Source organism: Novosphingobium huizhouense (assembly GCF_020179475.1).
Taxonomy (GTDB): domain Bacteria; phylum Pseudomonadota; class Alphaproteobacteria; order Sphingomonadales; family Sphingomonadaceae; genus Novosphingobium; species Novosphingobium huizhouense.
Map to the genome: position 1 here is coordinate 172,639 of NZ_JAILXZ010000001.1, position 13,263 is coordinate 185,901.

The window sequence follows — 13,263 nt, forward strand, 5'->3', positions numbered from 1 at the left end:
GAACCATAGAGATGCGATCCCTGTTGCGCCGCAAGGCGATTGCCGCGACCGAAGACCTGCCCGACCACCAGCGGCTGGCGCGCACGCTGTCGTGGCCGCATCTCATGGCGATGGGCGTCGGCGCGATCGTCGGCACCGGCATCCTCACGCTGATCGGCGTGGGCGCGGATCGGGCCGGGCCGGCCGTGCTGTGGTCGTTCGTCGTCGCCGGGGTGATCTGCGCCTGCGCCGCGCTCGCCTATGCGGAAATGGCGACCGCGATTCCCGCCTCGGGCAGCGCCTATACCTATAGCTACGCGGTGCTCGGCGAGGTCTTCGCGTGGATCGTGGGCTGGTCGCTGATCCTGGAATATTCGCTGGTCGTCTCGACCGTCGCGGTCGGCTGGTCGGGCTATGCCAACGGGTTCCTGATCGGGCTGGGGGTGCACCTGCCCGATGCGCTGGTCCACGGACCGGTGGTCGAGAACGGCGCGCTCAAGCACATCGGGATCAACCTGCCCGCGGTGTTCATCATCGCGGCGGTGGCCGCCATGCTGATGCGCGGGACGCACGAGAGCGCGCGGATCAACAGCGCCCTGGTGGTGCTCAAGCTCGTTACCCTGGCGCTGTTCGTCGCGGTCGCGGCACCGCATTTCGATGCGGCGAACCTGCAGCCCTTCGCCCCGCACGGCTATGGCAGCACGGCCGGCGAAGGCGGGATCAAGTACGGCATGCTGGGCGCAGCGGCGATCATCTTCTTCGCCTTCTACGGGTTCGACGCGATCTCGACCGCAGCCGAGGAGGCGCGCAATCCCGACCGCGACCTGCCGATCGCGATCGTCGGCTCGATGGCCGCCTGCACCGCGATCTACATCCTCGTCGCCACCGCCGCGGTGGGCGCGGTGCACTACACCGCATTCGGCAAGAGCGCCGAGCCGCTCGCACTGATCCTGCGCACCATCGGCAGCCCGGGGATCGCAACCATCGTCGCCGGCGCTGCGGTGATTGCGCTGCCGACGGTGATCCTGGGCTTTCTCTACGGCCAGAGCCGCATCTTCATGGTCATGGCGCGCGACGGGTTCCTGCCAGAAAGCCTCGCCCGCGTGTCGGCGCGCGGCGTGCCGGCACGGATCACCGGGGTGACCGCACTGTTCGTCGCCGCGATCGCCGCGCTGCTGCCGCTCGACCTGATCGCCAGCCTCGCCAATGCCGGGACGCTCTGCGCCTTCGTCGCGGTGGCGCTGTGCGTGCTGGTGCTGCGCCAGCGCGAACCGCAGGCGCGAGCGACGTTCCGCACGCCCCTGCCCTGGCTGGTCTGCCCGGTCGCGATCCTCGGGTGCCTGTACCTGTTCACCGGGCTGCAGACGATCACGCAGACATCGTTCCTTGCCTGGAACGCAGCGGGCCTGGTTTTCTACCTGCTCCATGCCCGCCACCGCGCCCTTGCGGCGAGGACATGACCGGCAGCGGGAAGCCCCCTTGCCCCGCCTCCTAGACCTTGATCGAGCCCAGCCGCTGCGCCCATGCGTTCAAGCCGTCGCGCAGCTTGCGGGTGCGGCTCGCCGGGGTTTCGTCCTCGCAATCGAAGCTGTCGACGATCTCGAGCGTGAAGGCCGCCTCGCCGTGGCGGGTCCATGCGTCCTGCAGGCTGCGGTGCGGGTTGGCGCCCTGGCGCAGGGTGAACCAGACGCGGTTGCGGATGGTGGCCACGTCGGGCGCGGTGCCGGTCCAAACTTCGCCCGTGGCGCTGCAGCGGATCGCGTAGATCCCTGCCTCGACCTTGCGCTGGCGATAGGCGGCGCTGGCCGCCTTGCGATCGGGACCGTGCATGCGAACTCCTGTTTAGACCGGGTGAATTGACTTTATTTCATCCGGGTATATTTATGACGCGATGCGCGATGTCCTGTCAATCCCCTGCTCCGCCTTCGCCGGGTTCACCCGCTTCGCCCACGGCAGCGTGGTCGACGTCGCGCTCGCGCTGCGCGCGCGGCCGCCGGGAGCCGATGATGCGCCGGTCCTGGTCTTCGACGACGTGGCCGGCGGACCGCTCGACCTCGACCTGCGCGGCTCGACCGCCGACGTGGTGCGGCGGCTCGGGGAGCATCCCGCGCTGCGACGGCTGGCGTCGCAGGGGGCGGGCGATGCCGCAGACGAAGCGCCGGACACCGAGGCGGCCCCGCGCGGGCGCGGACGCCCGCGGCTCGGCGTCGTCGCGCGCGAGGTGACGCTGCTGCCGCGCCACTGGGACTGGCTGGCAGGCCAGCCGGGCGGAGCCTCGCAGGCGCTGCGCCGGCTGATCGACGAGGCGCGCAAGCAGGACGCGGGACGGACCGGCGCGCGCGCCGGGCGCGAGCGTGCCTATCGCTTCATGGCGGCGATCGCGGGCGATCTGCCGGGGTTCGAGGCGGCCTCGCGCGCGCTGTTCGCGGGCGACGAGGCGGCGCTCGGCGCGATCCTCGCGGGCTGGCCGCCCGACGTGGCGGCGCATGTGCTCGAGCTGGCGCAGGCCGAGGGCCCGGCGGGCAACGACGCCTAGTCGGCGACCGCTTCGGCGAGGTGGTCGCGGATGGTGGCGAGGTGGCCGGCGAGAATGCGCAGCGCCTCGATCACCTCGTCCTCGCCGCCGCCCGGCGACAGGGCGAGGCCCGGAGCCGGCGAAGGCGCAGGAGATGGCGCGGGAAATGCGGGCAAGGACGGGGCCGGAGTCGGGGCAACATCGGATGCGGCGGGTTGCGGCTTGCCGGCGGCGGCGAGCAGTGCCTGGCGCGCGCCCTTGATGGTGTAGCCTTCGTGGTGCAGCAGCCGGTTGATCTGCTGGACCAGCGCGATGTCCTCGGGCCGGTAGTAGCGCCGTCCGCCGGCGCGGGTGAGCGGTCGCAGCGTGGGGAACTGCTCCTCCCAATAGCGCAGCACATGCTGCTTGAGGCCGAGGGCCTTGGCCACTTCGCCGATCGTGCGCAGGGCGTCCGGCGCCTTGCCGTCGTCGAACACGGCGGCGGCCGGAGTGTCGGGTGGTGGTTCAGCCATCTTTCATCCGGTCAGGCCTCGGCGCAAATGCGGTCCTTGAGCATCTGGCTGGCGCGGAAGGTGAGCACGCGACGCGGGGTGATCGGCACTTCGATCCCGGTCTTGGGATTGCGGCCGATGCGTTCGGCCTTGTCGCGCAGGAGAAAGGTGCCGAAGCCCGAGATCTTGACGTTCTCGCCCTCGCCCAGCGCGTCGCACATGTGGCTGAGGATCGCTTCGACCATCTCAAGCGAATCCGCCCGCGACAGACCGACCCGGCGATTGATGCTTTCCGCGAGATCGGCGCGGGTCAAGGTACCAACAGAACGCATTCTTCCACTTCCCCCAGACGTCAGTACGATCCGGGCGGCGATCATAACGCAGATTCTCGCCAGCGCAATCCAATGCCCTGTCTTAAAAGGAAATGCGTCCCGACGTGAAACTCTTGTGAGCCGCGGGCGCAGCGGCCCCTTGCGGACGGGCTCAGACCCGGGCGAGGCTGGCGCCCCAGGTGAAGCCGCCGCCCATCGCTTCGAACATCACCAGATCGCCCTTGGCGATGCGGCCGTCGCGCACGGCGGTGTCGTAGGCGAGCGGGACCGAGGCGGCGCTGGTGTTGGCGTGGCGGTCGACGGTGACGACCACCTTGTCGATCGGCAGCGACAGCTTGCGCGCGGTCGCATCGAGGATGCGGAAGTTGGCCTGGTGCGGCACGACCCAGTCGATGTCCCGCGCCTCGCGGCCAGCCGCCGCCAGCACTTCGCCGAGCACGTTGGCGAGATTGGTGACGGCGTGGCGGAACACCTCGCGGCCCTTCATCCGCAGCTTGCCGACGGTGCCGGTGGTCGAGGGACCGCCATCGACGAACAGCAGCTCGTTGTGCGCGCCATCGGCGTGGAGCCGGCTGGCGATGATCCCGGGCGCGAGCGGGTCGCTCTCGTCGACCTCCTGCGCTTCGAGCAGCAGCGCGCCCGCGCCGTCGCCGAACAGCACGCAGGTGGTGCGGTCCTCCCAGTCGAGGATGCGGCTGAAGGTTTCCGCGCCGATCACCAGCGCCCGCTTCGCCATCCCGGTGCGCAGCAGCGAATCGGCGGTGGCGAGCGCGTAGAGAAACCCCGAGCAGACCGCCGCGACATCGAAGGCGACGCCGCCGTTGCAGCCCAGCCGGTCCTGCACGATCGTGGCGGTGGCGGGAAAGGTCTGGTCGGGCGTGGCCGTCGCGAGCACGATAAGGTCGATCGACTTCGCATCGACGCCGGCCGCCTCGAGCGCTCGGCGCGCGGCCTCGGTCGCGAGCGAGGCGGTGGTCTCGCCCTCGCCGGCGATGTAGCGCTGGCGGATGCCGGTGCGCTCGACGATCCATTCGTCGGTGGTGTCGACCATCTGCGCCATTTCGGCATTGGTCACGACGCGCTTCGGCAGCGCGGACCCGCTGCCCAGGATCACCGAACGCACGCTCATGCCCCTTCCCCGGAAACCTCTTGTTCTGCGCCTGCCGCCGGCGCCTTGGCGCCGTTGCGCCCGGGCGCGCGGAAGGCCTCGGCCCCGACGCGCGACAGGTCGGCGGCGATCCGCTCGGTCAGGTTCTCCTCGAGCAGGCGCGCGGCCACCGCGACGGCGTGCGCGACACCCAGCGCCGAGGCGCCGCCGTGGCTCTTCACCACCAGCCCGTTGAGGCCGAGGAAGACCGCGCCGTTGTGGTTGTTGGGATCGAGGTGGTGCTTGAGCAGCTCGGTCGCGGGCTTGGAGATGAGGAAGCCGAACTTCGAGCGCAGCGAGGAGGAGAAGCTGCGGCGCAGCAGGTCGGCGACGAAGCGCGCCGCGCCTTCCATCGCCTTCAGCGCAATGTTGCCGGAAAAGCCGTCGGTGACGACGACGTCGACGTCCCCGCGCGAGAGCTTGTCGGCCTCGATGAAGCCGTCGAAGGCGAACGCCAGTTCCTCGCTCGCCGCCTTGAGCGCCGCGGCCGCATCGCGCAGGTTGTCGGTGCCCTTGGTCTCTTCCGAGCCGATGTTGAGCAGGCGCACGCTGGGGGCATCGAGGCCGTGGACGATCCGGGCATAGGCCGCGCCCATGATCGCGAACTGGATCAGGTTGCGCGCATCGCATTCGGCATTGGCGCCGAGATCGAGCATGACGAGATCGTGGTCGCCGAGCGTCGGCAGCAGCGCGGCGAGCGCCGGGCGGTCGATGCCGGGCATCGTGCGCAGCGCAAGCTTGGCCATGGCCATCAGCGCGCCGGTGTTGCCCGCGCTGACCGCGACGCCGGCAGCCCCGCGCTTCACCGCATCGATGGCAAGGCCCATCGAGGTGGTCTTGGCGCGGCGCAGCGCCTGCGTCGGCTTTTCGTCGCCCGCGACGACGTCGGGCGCGTGGAGGATTTCCGACGCGGCGCGCAGGTTGGGGTGATTCTCGAGCGCCCGGGCAATGCGCGCCTCGTCCCCGACGAGCAGGAACTGGAAACGATCGTGGCGGCGACGGGCAAGCGCCGCGCCTTCGATCATCACGCGCACGCCTTCATCGCCGCCCATCGCATCGACAGCGATACGCGGCAGGCTCATCTTCTCGCGATTCCCCCGAGTCCGGTCAGCTTAGAGGCCGACGGCGAGGACTTCGCGACCGTTGTAGTGACCGCAGGCGGTGCACAGGTTGTGCGGGCGCTTGAGTTCACCGCAGTTCGAGCACTCGTGGAAGGCTTCGACCTTCAGCGCATCGTGGCTGCGACGCATGCCGCGACGGCTCGGGGTGGTCTTTCGCTTGGGGACGGCCATCTCGGCACCTGTTCCTGATCAAAAAAGTCGTTGTGTCACGGGCGCGATAGGGAAATCGTCTCCGTCGCACAACCCCTGCGCGACACGCGGCACGAGACGGGAAACGGGGATTCGCCAATCGCGGGCGAAGGCGCGCCTATACGGATTTTGGGATGCTTTGCAAGCGCGGGCGCGCTAGCCTCGCCTTTGGAACGAAAACAGGAGGGGGAGTACCAAAGGCATGTTCCTGCCCATTACCCTGGCCTCGGCAGCCGCCGCGGCCTTCATCAACATCTGGCTTTCGGTGCGCATCGGCATGGTCCGCACCGCCAAGAAGATCTCGGTCGGCGACGGCGGCGACGAGGACCTGGTGCGGCGGATGCGCGCGCAGGCGAACTTCATCGAGAACACGCCGATCGTGCTGGTGCTGATCGGCGCGATCGAGGCCGCGCGCAGCGGCAATCCCTGGCTGATGGGCGTGGCCGGGCTCTATGCGCTCGGCCGCGTGGCGCATGGCGTGGGCATGGACGGCGGGCCGCTCGGCTTCGGCCGCACGGTCGGCACGCTGATCACGATGCTGACCCAGATCGGCCTTGCCGTCTGGGCGGTGACGATCGCGCTCGACATGTGAACCGGGCGGGCGCCCGCGATCCCGGGCGCCCGTCGACCATCGACCGCCGAACGTCAGCTAAGCATGTAGTCGCTGACGAAGGCGTTCATCTTGCGCTCCTGGCCGAACGTGCTGGTCGGCCCGTGGCCCGGAACGAAGCGCACCTCGTTGCCGAGCGGCCAGAGCTTCTGCGTGATCGAATCGATCAGCTGCTGGTGGTTGCCCAGCGGGAAGTCGGTGCGCCCGATCGACCCCTGGAAGATGACGTCGCCGACGATGGCGAAGTTCGACGGGCCATGGTGGAACACGACGTGGCCGGGGGTGTGGCCGGGACAGTGGATCACGTCGAGCACGAGATCGCCGATGGTGACGGTGTCGCCATCGTGCAGCCAGCGGTCGGGCTCGAACGCTTCGCCCTCGATGCCGTACTTGGCGCCATCTTCGTTGAGCTTGGCGATCCAGTAGCGGTCCGCCTCTTCCGGTCCCTCGATCGGCACGCCGAGCTCGCGCGCGAAGATGCCGGTCGCGCCGCAGTGGTCGATGTGGCCGTGGGTCACGAGCAGCTTCTCGATCGTCACGCCGGTCTTCTCGATCGCCATGCGCAGCCGGGCGAGATCGCCGCCGGCATCGATGAACGCCCCGCGCATCGTCTTGGTGCACCACACCAGCGTGCAATTCTGCTGGAGCGGCGTGACGGGGATGATCGCCACCTTCATCGGCGGTTCGGCGGCGGGGGTCTGGGTCGCGTCGGTCATGCGCCGAAGATGGCGCGTGGGGGGACCGATGGCAAGGCGGGGCGGGTGACGCCACTCCTCCACCACCCTGCAGGTGGTCCCCCTCCCCTTGCAGGGGGGATTAGAGCGGCAGGATCAGAGCCTGCCGCCCTTCCAGACGACGCGGCCGACGATCTCGACCTCGGTTACCGCGCGCTCCATGCGGGGATAGGCGGGGTTGTCGCTGATCACCCGAATCGTGCCGGCAGGCCCGCTTTCGAGCCGCTTGACCAGCAGCACGTCGTCGAGCCGGATCACGTGGACCCCGGCGCGCATCGGGCGCGGGCTGCGATCGACGAGGATCTCGTCGCCATCGCGCAAGGTCGGCTCCATCGAATCGCCCTCAACCTCGATCACCGAGAGATTGGCGGGTTCGAGCCCCTGCCCCTTGAGCCAGCGGTTGTTGAAGCGCAGGCGCCCTGCGGGAATCTCCTCGCCCGCCATCGCCCCCGGCCCGGCCGAGGCGCCGAGCGGCAGGCGGGGAATGTCGGCCCATTCGGCAAGCGCGGCGGCAACCTGCCGCTCGGCAGGAGACGCGGGCCGGCGCGCGGGCTGGAGCGGCGCGACGCCGGGCAGGTCGACCACGACGACACCGTCGCGCAACGGCGCGCCCAGCTCGGCCTCGCTCACCCCGAAGAACTCGGCGAGGGTGCGCCGGTCGTTCTCCTCGAGCTTGCGCGGGGAGCCCTTGCGCACGAACTGCTGCAGATAGGTGGTGTTGCGCCCGATCAGCGCGGAGAGCGCCGAGAGGCTGACATTGCGCGCCGTCGCCAGTTCGAGCAGCCGCGCGCGCGGTCCTTCGATGGCATTTTCCGCTGCGGCATCAGCGCCTTCGCCAAACCTTGCCATTTCCTTACTCCGATTTCGAAGGACTTTTCCTAGACGAGTTGGATTTCTCCGTCAACATAGGATTTATCCAACGCCGAGTCTCCGGGAAAAAAGGAAATCCACGATGCTCCTGCCCAAGATCGAAAAGTTCATCGCCGCGACGGGCATGCCCGTCACCAAGTTCGGCCGCCTCGCCGCGCACGACCCCCGCCTGATCGGCGATCTGCGCAACGGCCGCGACCCGCGTCCCGCGATGGTGGAACGCGTGGAACATTTCATGAACAATTATTGGGGGACCGTCCATGCTGCTTGATCTCTCCCTGTTCGGGACCACCGAACCCAAGGCGCCGCGCGTCCGCCCGACGATGGGCGAGCGCCTCGCCGCCGCCATCGCCAGGCTCGCCGGCGAGCGCGCGCAGATCGTCCGCCACGCCGAGACGCCGTGGGCGAGCGTGACCTTTTCGGGGGCGCGCCACAGCCTGGTGCTGCGCTTCGAGGGCTGGGAGGCCTGTGACGACGGCGAGGCGTTCATCGCCGAGCTGCCCGAGCACGAGTTCACCCTGCCCGGCGTGCTCGTCGCCGATGCGGCGGTGGTCCGCAACGACCAGGTGCTGCTGCCCGAGCCGGTGCTCGAGGTCGAAATCGAGCTGCTGCTGCTCAATACGCGGGACTGAGCGCAAGGCGCGGCCCGGCGCCGCGCCCTTCCCCGCCGCCCGCGCCTTCGCTCAATCGATCCGCGAGCGCGCCATCAGCTGCGGCGCGGTTCTCGCCCCCACCCACAGCTTCATGTCGACGCTGTTCGACACCTTGAACGGCTCGCCCCGGCTGTTGAGGAACAGCTCCTCCATTTCCTTGCGGTTGAACGGGCGCGAACCGAGGCGGCCGAACACCGCGATCTGGCCGCCGGTCTCGTCCACCCCGCGATCGCGGTCGAGCCCCTTCGACATCGCCAGCGCCGGCGACGGCGTGCGCGCCCAGGCGATCAGCTCGGGCTTGGGCTCGGGCGCGAAGCCATAGAAGTTGGGCTGGCTCGCCGGGCTGGTCAGCTGCACCACCTTCATCCCGTTGCGGCCATCGGCGACGTAGGCGAACAGCGAGGCGTTGGTCGAGCCGACGATCACGTCCTCGGCATCGTTCAGCTGCCCGTCGGCGGTAAACTGCTGGTAGATCGCCGGGCGCGTCGGCGCGGTGACGTCGACGATGACGAGGCCCTGCGCCTTCGCCGCGACATAGGCGTAAGTGCGCGCGACATAGACGCGGCGCGCATCGGCGAGCGGCACGGTCGCCTGCGGCACGGGCTTCGGCTCGGCAAGGTTGGTCACGTCCATCAGCTCGAGCCCGTTGGCCGTGGTGATCCACAGGTAACGGAACTGCACGGCCGTGGCGCGCGGATCCCTGAGCGGCACGACCGAGGTGATGCTGGGATTGAGGCAAGTGGTCTTGTCCGAAACCTCGCACGGGCGATCGGGCGACCATGCGACCGGCAGGTGGACCGTGACCAGCGCCTTGTCGGTGACGATGTAGGCGTAATCGCCCGCCAGCGTGATGTGGCGCGCGCCGGTCAGCACCCCGCCCGGGTTGAAGGTGAGCGCGCGGGAGAGGAAGTTGTTGCGGAATTCGCCGTCGGCCAGCGTGTCGACATTCACCGCGATCAGCCCTTCGACCGCATCGGTGACGAAGGCGTAGTGGTAGACCGGGCTGAACGGCTGCTCCTGGTTGACCGTGCGCAGCTCGGCCGTGTTGCGGGTGGGCGCGATCGACTGGTTGGTCGGCAGCGCCATGCAGGTGGCGTTGCTGGTCTTCACGTGCGTGTCATGCCCCAGCGGCGAGAACGGCGCGGTGGTGATCCGCTCAGAGAAGCCCTTGTTGGCGACCGCGGCGATGTCATAGGCGCGGAAGCCGCCCGTTCCTTCGGCGACGTACATGTATTCGCCGCGCATCTGCAGGCAGCGCACGGCATCGCCCGTGCCCTTGATAACGTTGGTGAATTCCTCGCGCCCAGTAGTTTCGCCTGACAGCTTGCCATCCAGAATCGCGCCGCGCGTCCAGTCCTTCAGCTCGCGCCCGTTCTTCTCGACGTGCTGGCGGAAGAAGTCAGGATAGGCGTAGCGGTGGAGGTAGGAGCCGATCACCGCCTGCGGTTCGTCCCACTCGGTCACGCGCACCGCCTCGAACCCGCCGGACAGGCCGGTCCAAGCGTTCATGCCGACGAAATTGACATAGTTGGTGCCGAGCAGCAGCAGCTGCGCCATGATCGCGTTGTTGTCGTCCTGGTCGGACAGGTGGCAGTCGGTGCACTGCTTGGTTTCCTGCCGGCGGACGGTGTGCGGGAAGTGCGGCGCGAAGGCCTGTGACGAATAGCCGATCGCCGAGATCGGCGGCTGCTGCACGTAGATGCGTTCGCGGTTGATGTTGGTCGACGAAAGGATCAGCGCCGAGCTGGAGCGGATCGGCGCGGTGATCGCCTTGCCCGACACCGGGTTGCCTTCGGCATCGAACTGCACCGGATCGCTGCCCGACGACTTGTTGCGCTGGTGCTTGCCGAGCTGGAACATGTCGTCGCGCGCGACCTGCGGGTTATAGGTCGCGTAGTTGCGGGTGTAGTCTTCCTCGTACTTGTGGACCGCGCTCTTCCAGTTGGCCTCGATCGGCAGGTGGCAGCCGGCGCAGCTGGTGGTCCAGCTGAGGTGGCAGGTGAAGCAGGCCATGTCGTCGTCGCGGTGGGCGCGCGCGTCCTTGGGGATGCCGAGGCCGAAGCGGTACATGCCGTCGTCGGCCGCCGCCTTGCCCATCAGCTTGGCGCGCGCGGCCTTGGGATTGAACACCGGCTTGCCGCCGGGTTCGACCACGCCCTGGTACTGCGGATCGACCGATTCCTTCACCAGGCTGACCCGCCAGGTGAGCTTGGGATCGATGATCGAGCGCTGCAGCAGCACCCGCCGCCCGTGCTCCTCGGTCCATTCGAAGCGGCGCTGGCCATCGGCGTTGCGCAGCAGGGCGAGATTGGTGCCGCCCTTGGGCGCGGCGAGGTTCGAGGTCAGCAGCGTGGGGAAGGCATCGGGCGTGCCGTGGCAATCCTTGCAGCCGATCTCCACCGCGTTGGCGACTTCGCCGTAGATCAGCCCGTTGCCGTGGCTGTCCTGCGCGAAGTGGCAATCGGCGCACTGCATCCCGACCTGGGCGTGGATGTCCATCATATGGACCGACTTGCCGGGGTTGTCGTACGAAGGATCGACAAACTTGCCCTCGCTGCCTTTGCGCCACTTCTCGGGATCGTCGGGGCTGACGATGTGCGCCTTGTCGGTGCCGTAGCTCGTCATGTCGCCATCGGCGTCGAGCAGGTTGCCGCGCCGGTCGCGCTTGAGGATCGCGCGAAAGTTCCAGCCGTGGCCGTGGTAGTCGGCGAACTGGGTGTCCTTGTTGCCGGCGTTCAGGTCATAGACGTTGCGCAGGAATTCGACGTCGCGCCACAGCCCGCGCGCCGAGGCGCCTTCGGGGTTGCGATCGAGCACTTCGCGCTGTTCGACCATGTCCGGGTGGAACTGCGTCCTGAACGCCTTCTGCCAGGCCGCGTCGGACAGCCCTTCGGGGCGTGGCGCGGTGTTCTCGGGGCCGGGCCACATGCGGGGCGCATCGGATTCGTAGTCCCACATGATGTAGCCGAGGTAGGTGTTCAGGAAGATGTTCGGCTGGTGCATGTGGCAGTTCATGCACTGCGCCGTGGGGATGGCGCGGGTGAAGGCGTGGACCAGCGGGTGGCCGCGCTCGCGCTGCTGCATCGGCACGTAGCCGCCGGCGGCGGGGCCGTGGATGCCGCCTGCCCCATTGGCGCCGTCGGTCGGCTGGCCCTTGGCATCGAGCCCCGCGGTGGCGTGCGCTTCGGCCGCGCTCATCCGGTGATCGTCCATCGAGCCGTGCGGCGCGACGCCTTGCGCGGGCGAGAAGGTCAGCTGTTCGGCCGAGGTGATGGCGCGGGCGCAATCGCCCGCCATGTCTGCGCTCGCTTCGGGGTCGGTGGCATCGCCGCCGAGATACTTGCCGGTGCCGCCGAGCACGGTGCCGCGCACGCGCTCTTCATGGTGCGCCTTTGCCGCGTCGTAGCTGCCGTAGGCGCCGGTGCGGTGTTCGCCTTCGCGCAAGCCGGCGATCGTCGGGTCGACGGTGATCGTCTGCCCGTCGCGGCCGCACTTGCCATAGAGCGATGAATGGCGTGGTTCGCGGTCGTTGGCGTAGATCACGTGGCACGCGGCGCAGCCAGAAGAGCGGTAATCGCCCGGCTGGTCGTTGGTGCCCATCTGGAACAGGAACGGGTCGTTCAGGCGCGTCTTGTGGATGTTGAGAACGGGAATCGCGACGCGCAGGCCCGTGGCGGGGCCGCGGTTCGACTGCTTGAGATCGGGGCGCCCGGGCTCGTCGAGCTTCTGGATCGCGCCGGTCGAATTGGGCAGCCCGATTTCCGGGAACTGCGGGTTGATCACGCGCCCGCCATCCTCGAACACGCGGAACACGTCACCGGGCGGGATCGAGTTCCAGCGCGGCAGCGGGTAGAGCACGGGCAGCGCGCCGCGCGCCTTCTCCGCAGGCGTGACCGTGCCCCACATCGGCTTGCCGTCCGGCCCGATGCGCGTCGAGGCCGACTTGAGCAGCGCCGGTTCGCCTTTCCGGGTGAAGCTTTCCCCGAAGATATAGTTTTTGAACGGCACGATGCCGTTGTTGTAGGCCGCCCCGCCCCACAGCATCGCGCCGGTGCTCATCAGCGAGCGCTCCGAGGCCTCGATCATCTGCATGTGGCAGGCGCCGCAGGCTTCGCGCGCGACGCGGTAGTCCGACGGGTTGACGAAGCGGATGAATTCGGGCGCTTCCTTGGCAAGCAGGGCATAGGAGCGGCGGGGATTGGCCGAGCTCGGCCAGCCCCAGGCGCCGGGGAAGCGCGGCAGGACGTGCGCGTCCTTCATCGCCGCGAGATAGTCGATCGAGCCGCGGTTCCAGGACCGGTCGGCGACGACCTTCGTGTTGCCGCCATGGCAATCGGCGCAGGACAGCACCACCGCCGGGCTTGCGTGCATGGTCTTGTGATCGCTAGCCGTGTGGCACGAGACGCAGCCCGCGTTCTGCCTGTCGACGCCCGCCCACTGGTCCTCGACCGTCTCGCCCGGCTGGATGCGGGGCGCAGGGGGAGCGCGGGTATAGGTGATCTTCTGCGCGACTTCCTCGCCCGAGGCCCAAAGCGCGCTCGGCGCGAGGACCATGGCGAAAAGCAGCGTGAGCGCAGCGACAAGGCGGCGGAACGGGGCGGAAGGCATCGTCGCGCGCTCCA

Annotated in this window: 14 protein-coding genes; 5 read left to right on the plus strand and 9 right to left on the minus strand. The window is 68.8% G+C overall.

What is annotated here, in order from left to right; translation table 11 throughout:
- The first annotated feature begins 11 nt into the window (after positions 1-11).
- Positions 12-1,439, plus strand: coding sequence for an amino acid permease (locus K3A85_RS00865; protein ID WP_225204599.1), 1,428 nt, complete (start codon positions 12-14; stop codon positions 1,437-1,439).
- Positions 1,440-1,470: 31 nt separating this feature from the next.
- Here the strand turns inward: K3A85_RS00865 and K3A85_RS00870 are convergent, their stop codons facing one another.
- Positions 1,471-1,809 (minus strand): GIY-YIG nuclease family protein, encoded by a 339-nt coding sequence (locus K3A85_RS00870; RefSeq protein ID WP_225204600.1) that lies wholly within the window; start codon positions 1,807-1,809, stop codon positions 1,471-1,473.
- A 61-nt stretch (positions 1,810-1,870) separates the two neighbouring features.
- On the opposite strand from K3A85_RS00870, the gene K3A85_RS00875 reads away from it, so the two are divergent.
- A complete protein-coding gene (locus K3A85_RS00875; RefSeq protein WP_225204601.1) occupies positions 1,871-2,515 on the plus strand; it encodes a DUF2239 family protein in 645 nt (214 codons plus the stop codon).
- Here the strand turns inward: K3A85_RS00875 and K3A85_RS00880 are convergent.
- The 5 genes from K3A85_RS00880 to rpmF all read right to left on the minus strand — a co-directional run bounded on the left by K3A85_RS00880 (position 2,512) and on the right by rpmF (position 5,756).
- Complete coding sequence (locus K3A85_RS00880) at positions 2,512-3,006, minus strand: MerR family transcriptional regulator (RefSeq protein WP_225204602.1); 495 nt, start codon at positions 3,004-3,006, stop codon at positions 2,512-2,514. The two genes, K3A85_RS00875 and K3A85_RS00880, sit on opposite strands and share 4 nt — an antisense overlap.
- Positions 3,007-3,017: 11 nt before the next feature.
- A complete protein-coding gene (locus K3A85_RS00885) occupies positions 3,018-3,317 on the minus strand; it encodes an integration host factor subunit alpha (protein WP_225204603.1) in 300 nt (99 codons plus the stop codon).
- A 151-nt stretch (positions 3,318-3,468) separates the two neighbouring features.
- Entirely contained in the window at positions 3,469-4,446 is a 978-nt protein-coding gene (locus K3A85_RS00890; protein WP_225204604.1) for a beta-ketoacyl-ACP synthase III, read from the minus strand.
- Positions 4,443-5,546, minus strand: coding sequence for a phosphate acyltransferase PlsX (gene plsX, locus K3A85_RS00895; protein WP_225204605.1), 1,104 nt, complete (start codon positions 5,544-5,546; stop codon positions 4,443-4,445). The genes K3A85_RS00890 and plsX overlap by 4 nt, the downstream gene beginning before the upstream one ends.
- Before the next feature lie 30 nt (positions 5,547-5,576).
- Complete coding sequence (gene rpmF, locus K3A85_RS00900; protein ID WP_225204606.1) at positions 5,577-5,756, minus strand: 50S ribosomal protein L32; 180 nt, start codon at positions 5,754-5,756, stop codon at positions 5,577-5,579.
- A 220-nt stretch (positions 5,757-5,976) separates the two neighbouring features.
- Here rpmF and K3A85_RS00905 point away from each other — a divergent pair, with 220 nt between their 5' ends.
- The gene (locus K3A85_RS00905; RefSeq protein WP_225204607.1) at positions 5,977-6,366 is read left to right on the plus strand and encodes an MAPEG family protein; all 390 of its coding nucleotides are present in this window, start codon (positions 5,977-5,979) and stop codon (positions 6,364-6,366) included.
- Between the two features lie 53 nt (positions 6,367-6,419).
- Here K3A85_RS00905 and K3A85_RS00910 read toward each other — a convergent pair whose 3' ends face one another.
- Positions 6,420-7,100 carry an MBL fold metallo-hydrolase gene (locus K3A85_RS00910; protein ID WP_225204608.1) on the minus strand — a complete coding sequence of 227 codons (681 nt, stop codon included), beginning with the start codon at positions 7,098-7,100 and terminating at the stop codon, positions 6,420-6,422.
- 114 nt (positions 7,101-7,214) lie between these two features.
- The gene (locus K3A85_RS00915; RefSeq protein WP_225204609.1) at positions 7,215-7,967 is read right to left on the minus strand and encodes a S24 family peptidase; all 753 of its coding nucleotides are present in this window, start codon (positions 7,965-7,967) and stop codon (positions 7,215-7,217) included.
- A 103-nt stretch (positions 7,968-8,070) separates the two neighbouring features.
- Here K3A85_RS00915 and K3A85_RS00920 point away from each other — a divergent pair, with 103 nt between their 5' ends.
- Together K3A85_RS00920 and K3A85_RS00925 are read left to right on the plus strand one after the other, a co-directional pair.
- Positions 8,071-8,259 carry a hypothetical protein gene (locus tag K3A85_RS00920; protein ID WP_225204610.1) on the plus strand — a complete coding sequence of 63 codons (189 nt, stop codon included), beginning with the start codon at positions 8,071-8,073 and terminating at the stop codon, positions 8,257-8,259.
- Positions 8,249-8,620: a hypothetical protein gene (locus K3A85_RS00925; protein WP_225204611.1), complete on the plus strand. Its 372-nt coding sequence runs from the start codon at positions 8,249-8,251 to the stop codon at positions 8,618-8,620. The genes K3A85_RS00920 and K3A85_RS00925 overlap by 11 nt, the downstream gene beginning before the upstream one ends.
- 51 nt (positions 8,621-8,671) lie before the next feature.
- On the opposite strand, the gene K3A85_RS00930 is transcribed toward K3A85_RS00925, so the two are convergent.
- Complete coding sequence (locus tag K3A85_RS00930; protein WP_225204612.1) at positions 8,672-13,249, minus strand: LVIVD repeat-containing protein; 4,578 nt, start codon at positions 13,247-13,249, stop codon at positions 8,672-8,674.
- Positions 13,250-13,263 lie beyond the last annotated feature (14 nt).

Excerpts from the sequence above, each read along its gene's own strand:
- K3A85_RS00865 (WP_225204599.1), top strand. The coding sequence starts at position 12 with ATGCGATCCCTGTTGCGCCGCAAGGCGATTGCCGCGACCGAAGACCTG.
- K3A85_RS00870 (WP_225204600.1), bottom strand. The coding sequence starts at position 1,809 with ATGCACGGTCCCGATCGCAAGGCGGCCAGCGCCGCCTATCGCCAGCGC.
- K3A85_RS00875 (WP_225204601.1), top strand. The coding sequence starts at position 1,871 with ATGCGCGATGTCCTGTCAATCCCCTGCTCCGCCTTCGCCGGGTTCACC.
- K3A85_RS00880 (WP_225204602.1), bottom strand. The coding sequence starts at position 3,006 with ATGGCTGAACCACCACCCGACACTCCGGCCGCCGCCGTGTTCGACGAC.
- K3A85_RS00885 (WP_225204603.1), bottom strand. The coding sequence starts at position 3,317 with ATGCGTTCTGTTGGTACCTTGACCCGCGCCGATCTCGCGGAAAGCATC.
- K3A85_RS00890 (WP_225204604.1), bottom strand. The coding sequence starts at position 4,446 with ATGAGCGTGCGTTCGGTGATCCTGGGCAGCGGGTCCGCGCTGCCGAAG.
- plsX (WP_225204605.1), bottom strand. The coding sequence starts at position 5,546 with ATGAGCCTGCCGCGTATCGCTGTCGATGCGATGGGCGGCGATGAAGGC.
- rpmF (WP_225204606.1), bottom strand. The coding sequence starts at position 5,756 with ATGGCCGTCCCCAAGCGAAAGACCACCCCGAGCCGTCGCGGCATGCGT.
- K3A85_RS00905 (WP_225204607.1), top strand. The coding sequence starts at position 5,977 with ATGTTCCTGCCCATTACCCTGGCCTCGGCAGCCGCCGCGGCCTTCATC.
- K3A85_RS00910 (WP_225204608.1), bottom strand. The coding sequence starts at position 7,100 with ATGACCGACGCGACCCAGACCCCCGCCGCCGAACCGCCGATGAAGGTG.
- K3A85_RS00915 (WP_225204609.1), bottom strand. The coding sequence starts at position 7,967 with ATGGCAAGGTTTGGCGAAGGCGCTGATGCCGCAGCGGAAAATGCCATC.
- K3A85_RS00920 (WP_225204610.1), top strand. The coding sequence starts at position 8,071 with ATGCTCCTGCCCAAGATCGAAAAGTTCATCGCCGCGACGGGCATGCCC.
- K3A85_RS00925 (WP_225204611.1), top strand. The coding sequence starts at position 8,249 with ATGCTGCTTGATCTCTCCCTGTTCGGGACCACCGAACCCAAGGCGCCG.
- K3A85_RS00930 (WP_225204612.1), bottom strand. The coding sequence starts at position 13,249 with ATGCCTTCCGCCCCGTTCCGCCGCCTTGTCGCTGCGCTCACGCTGCTT.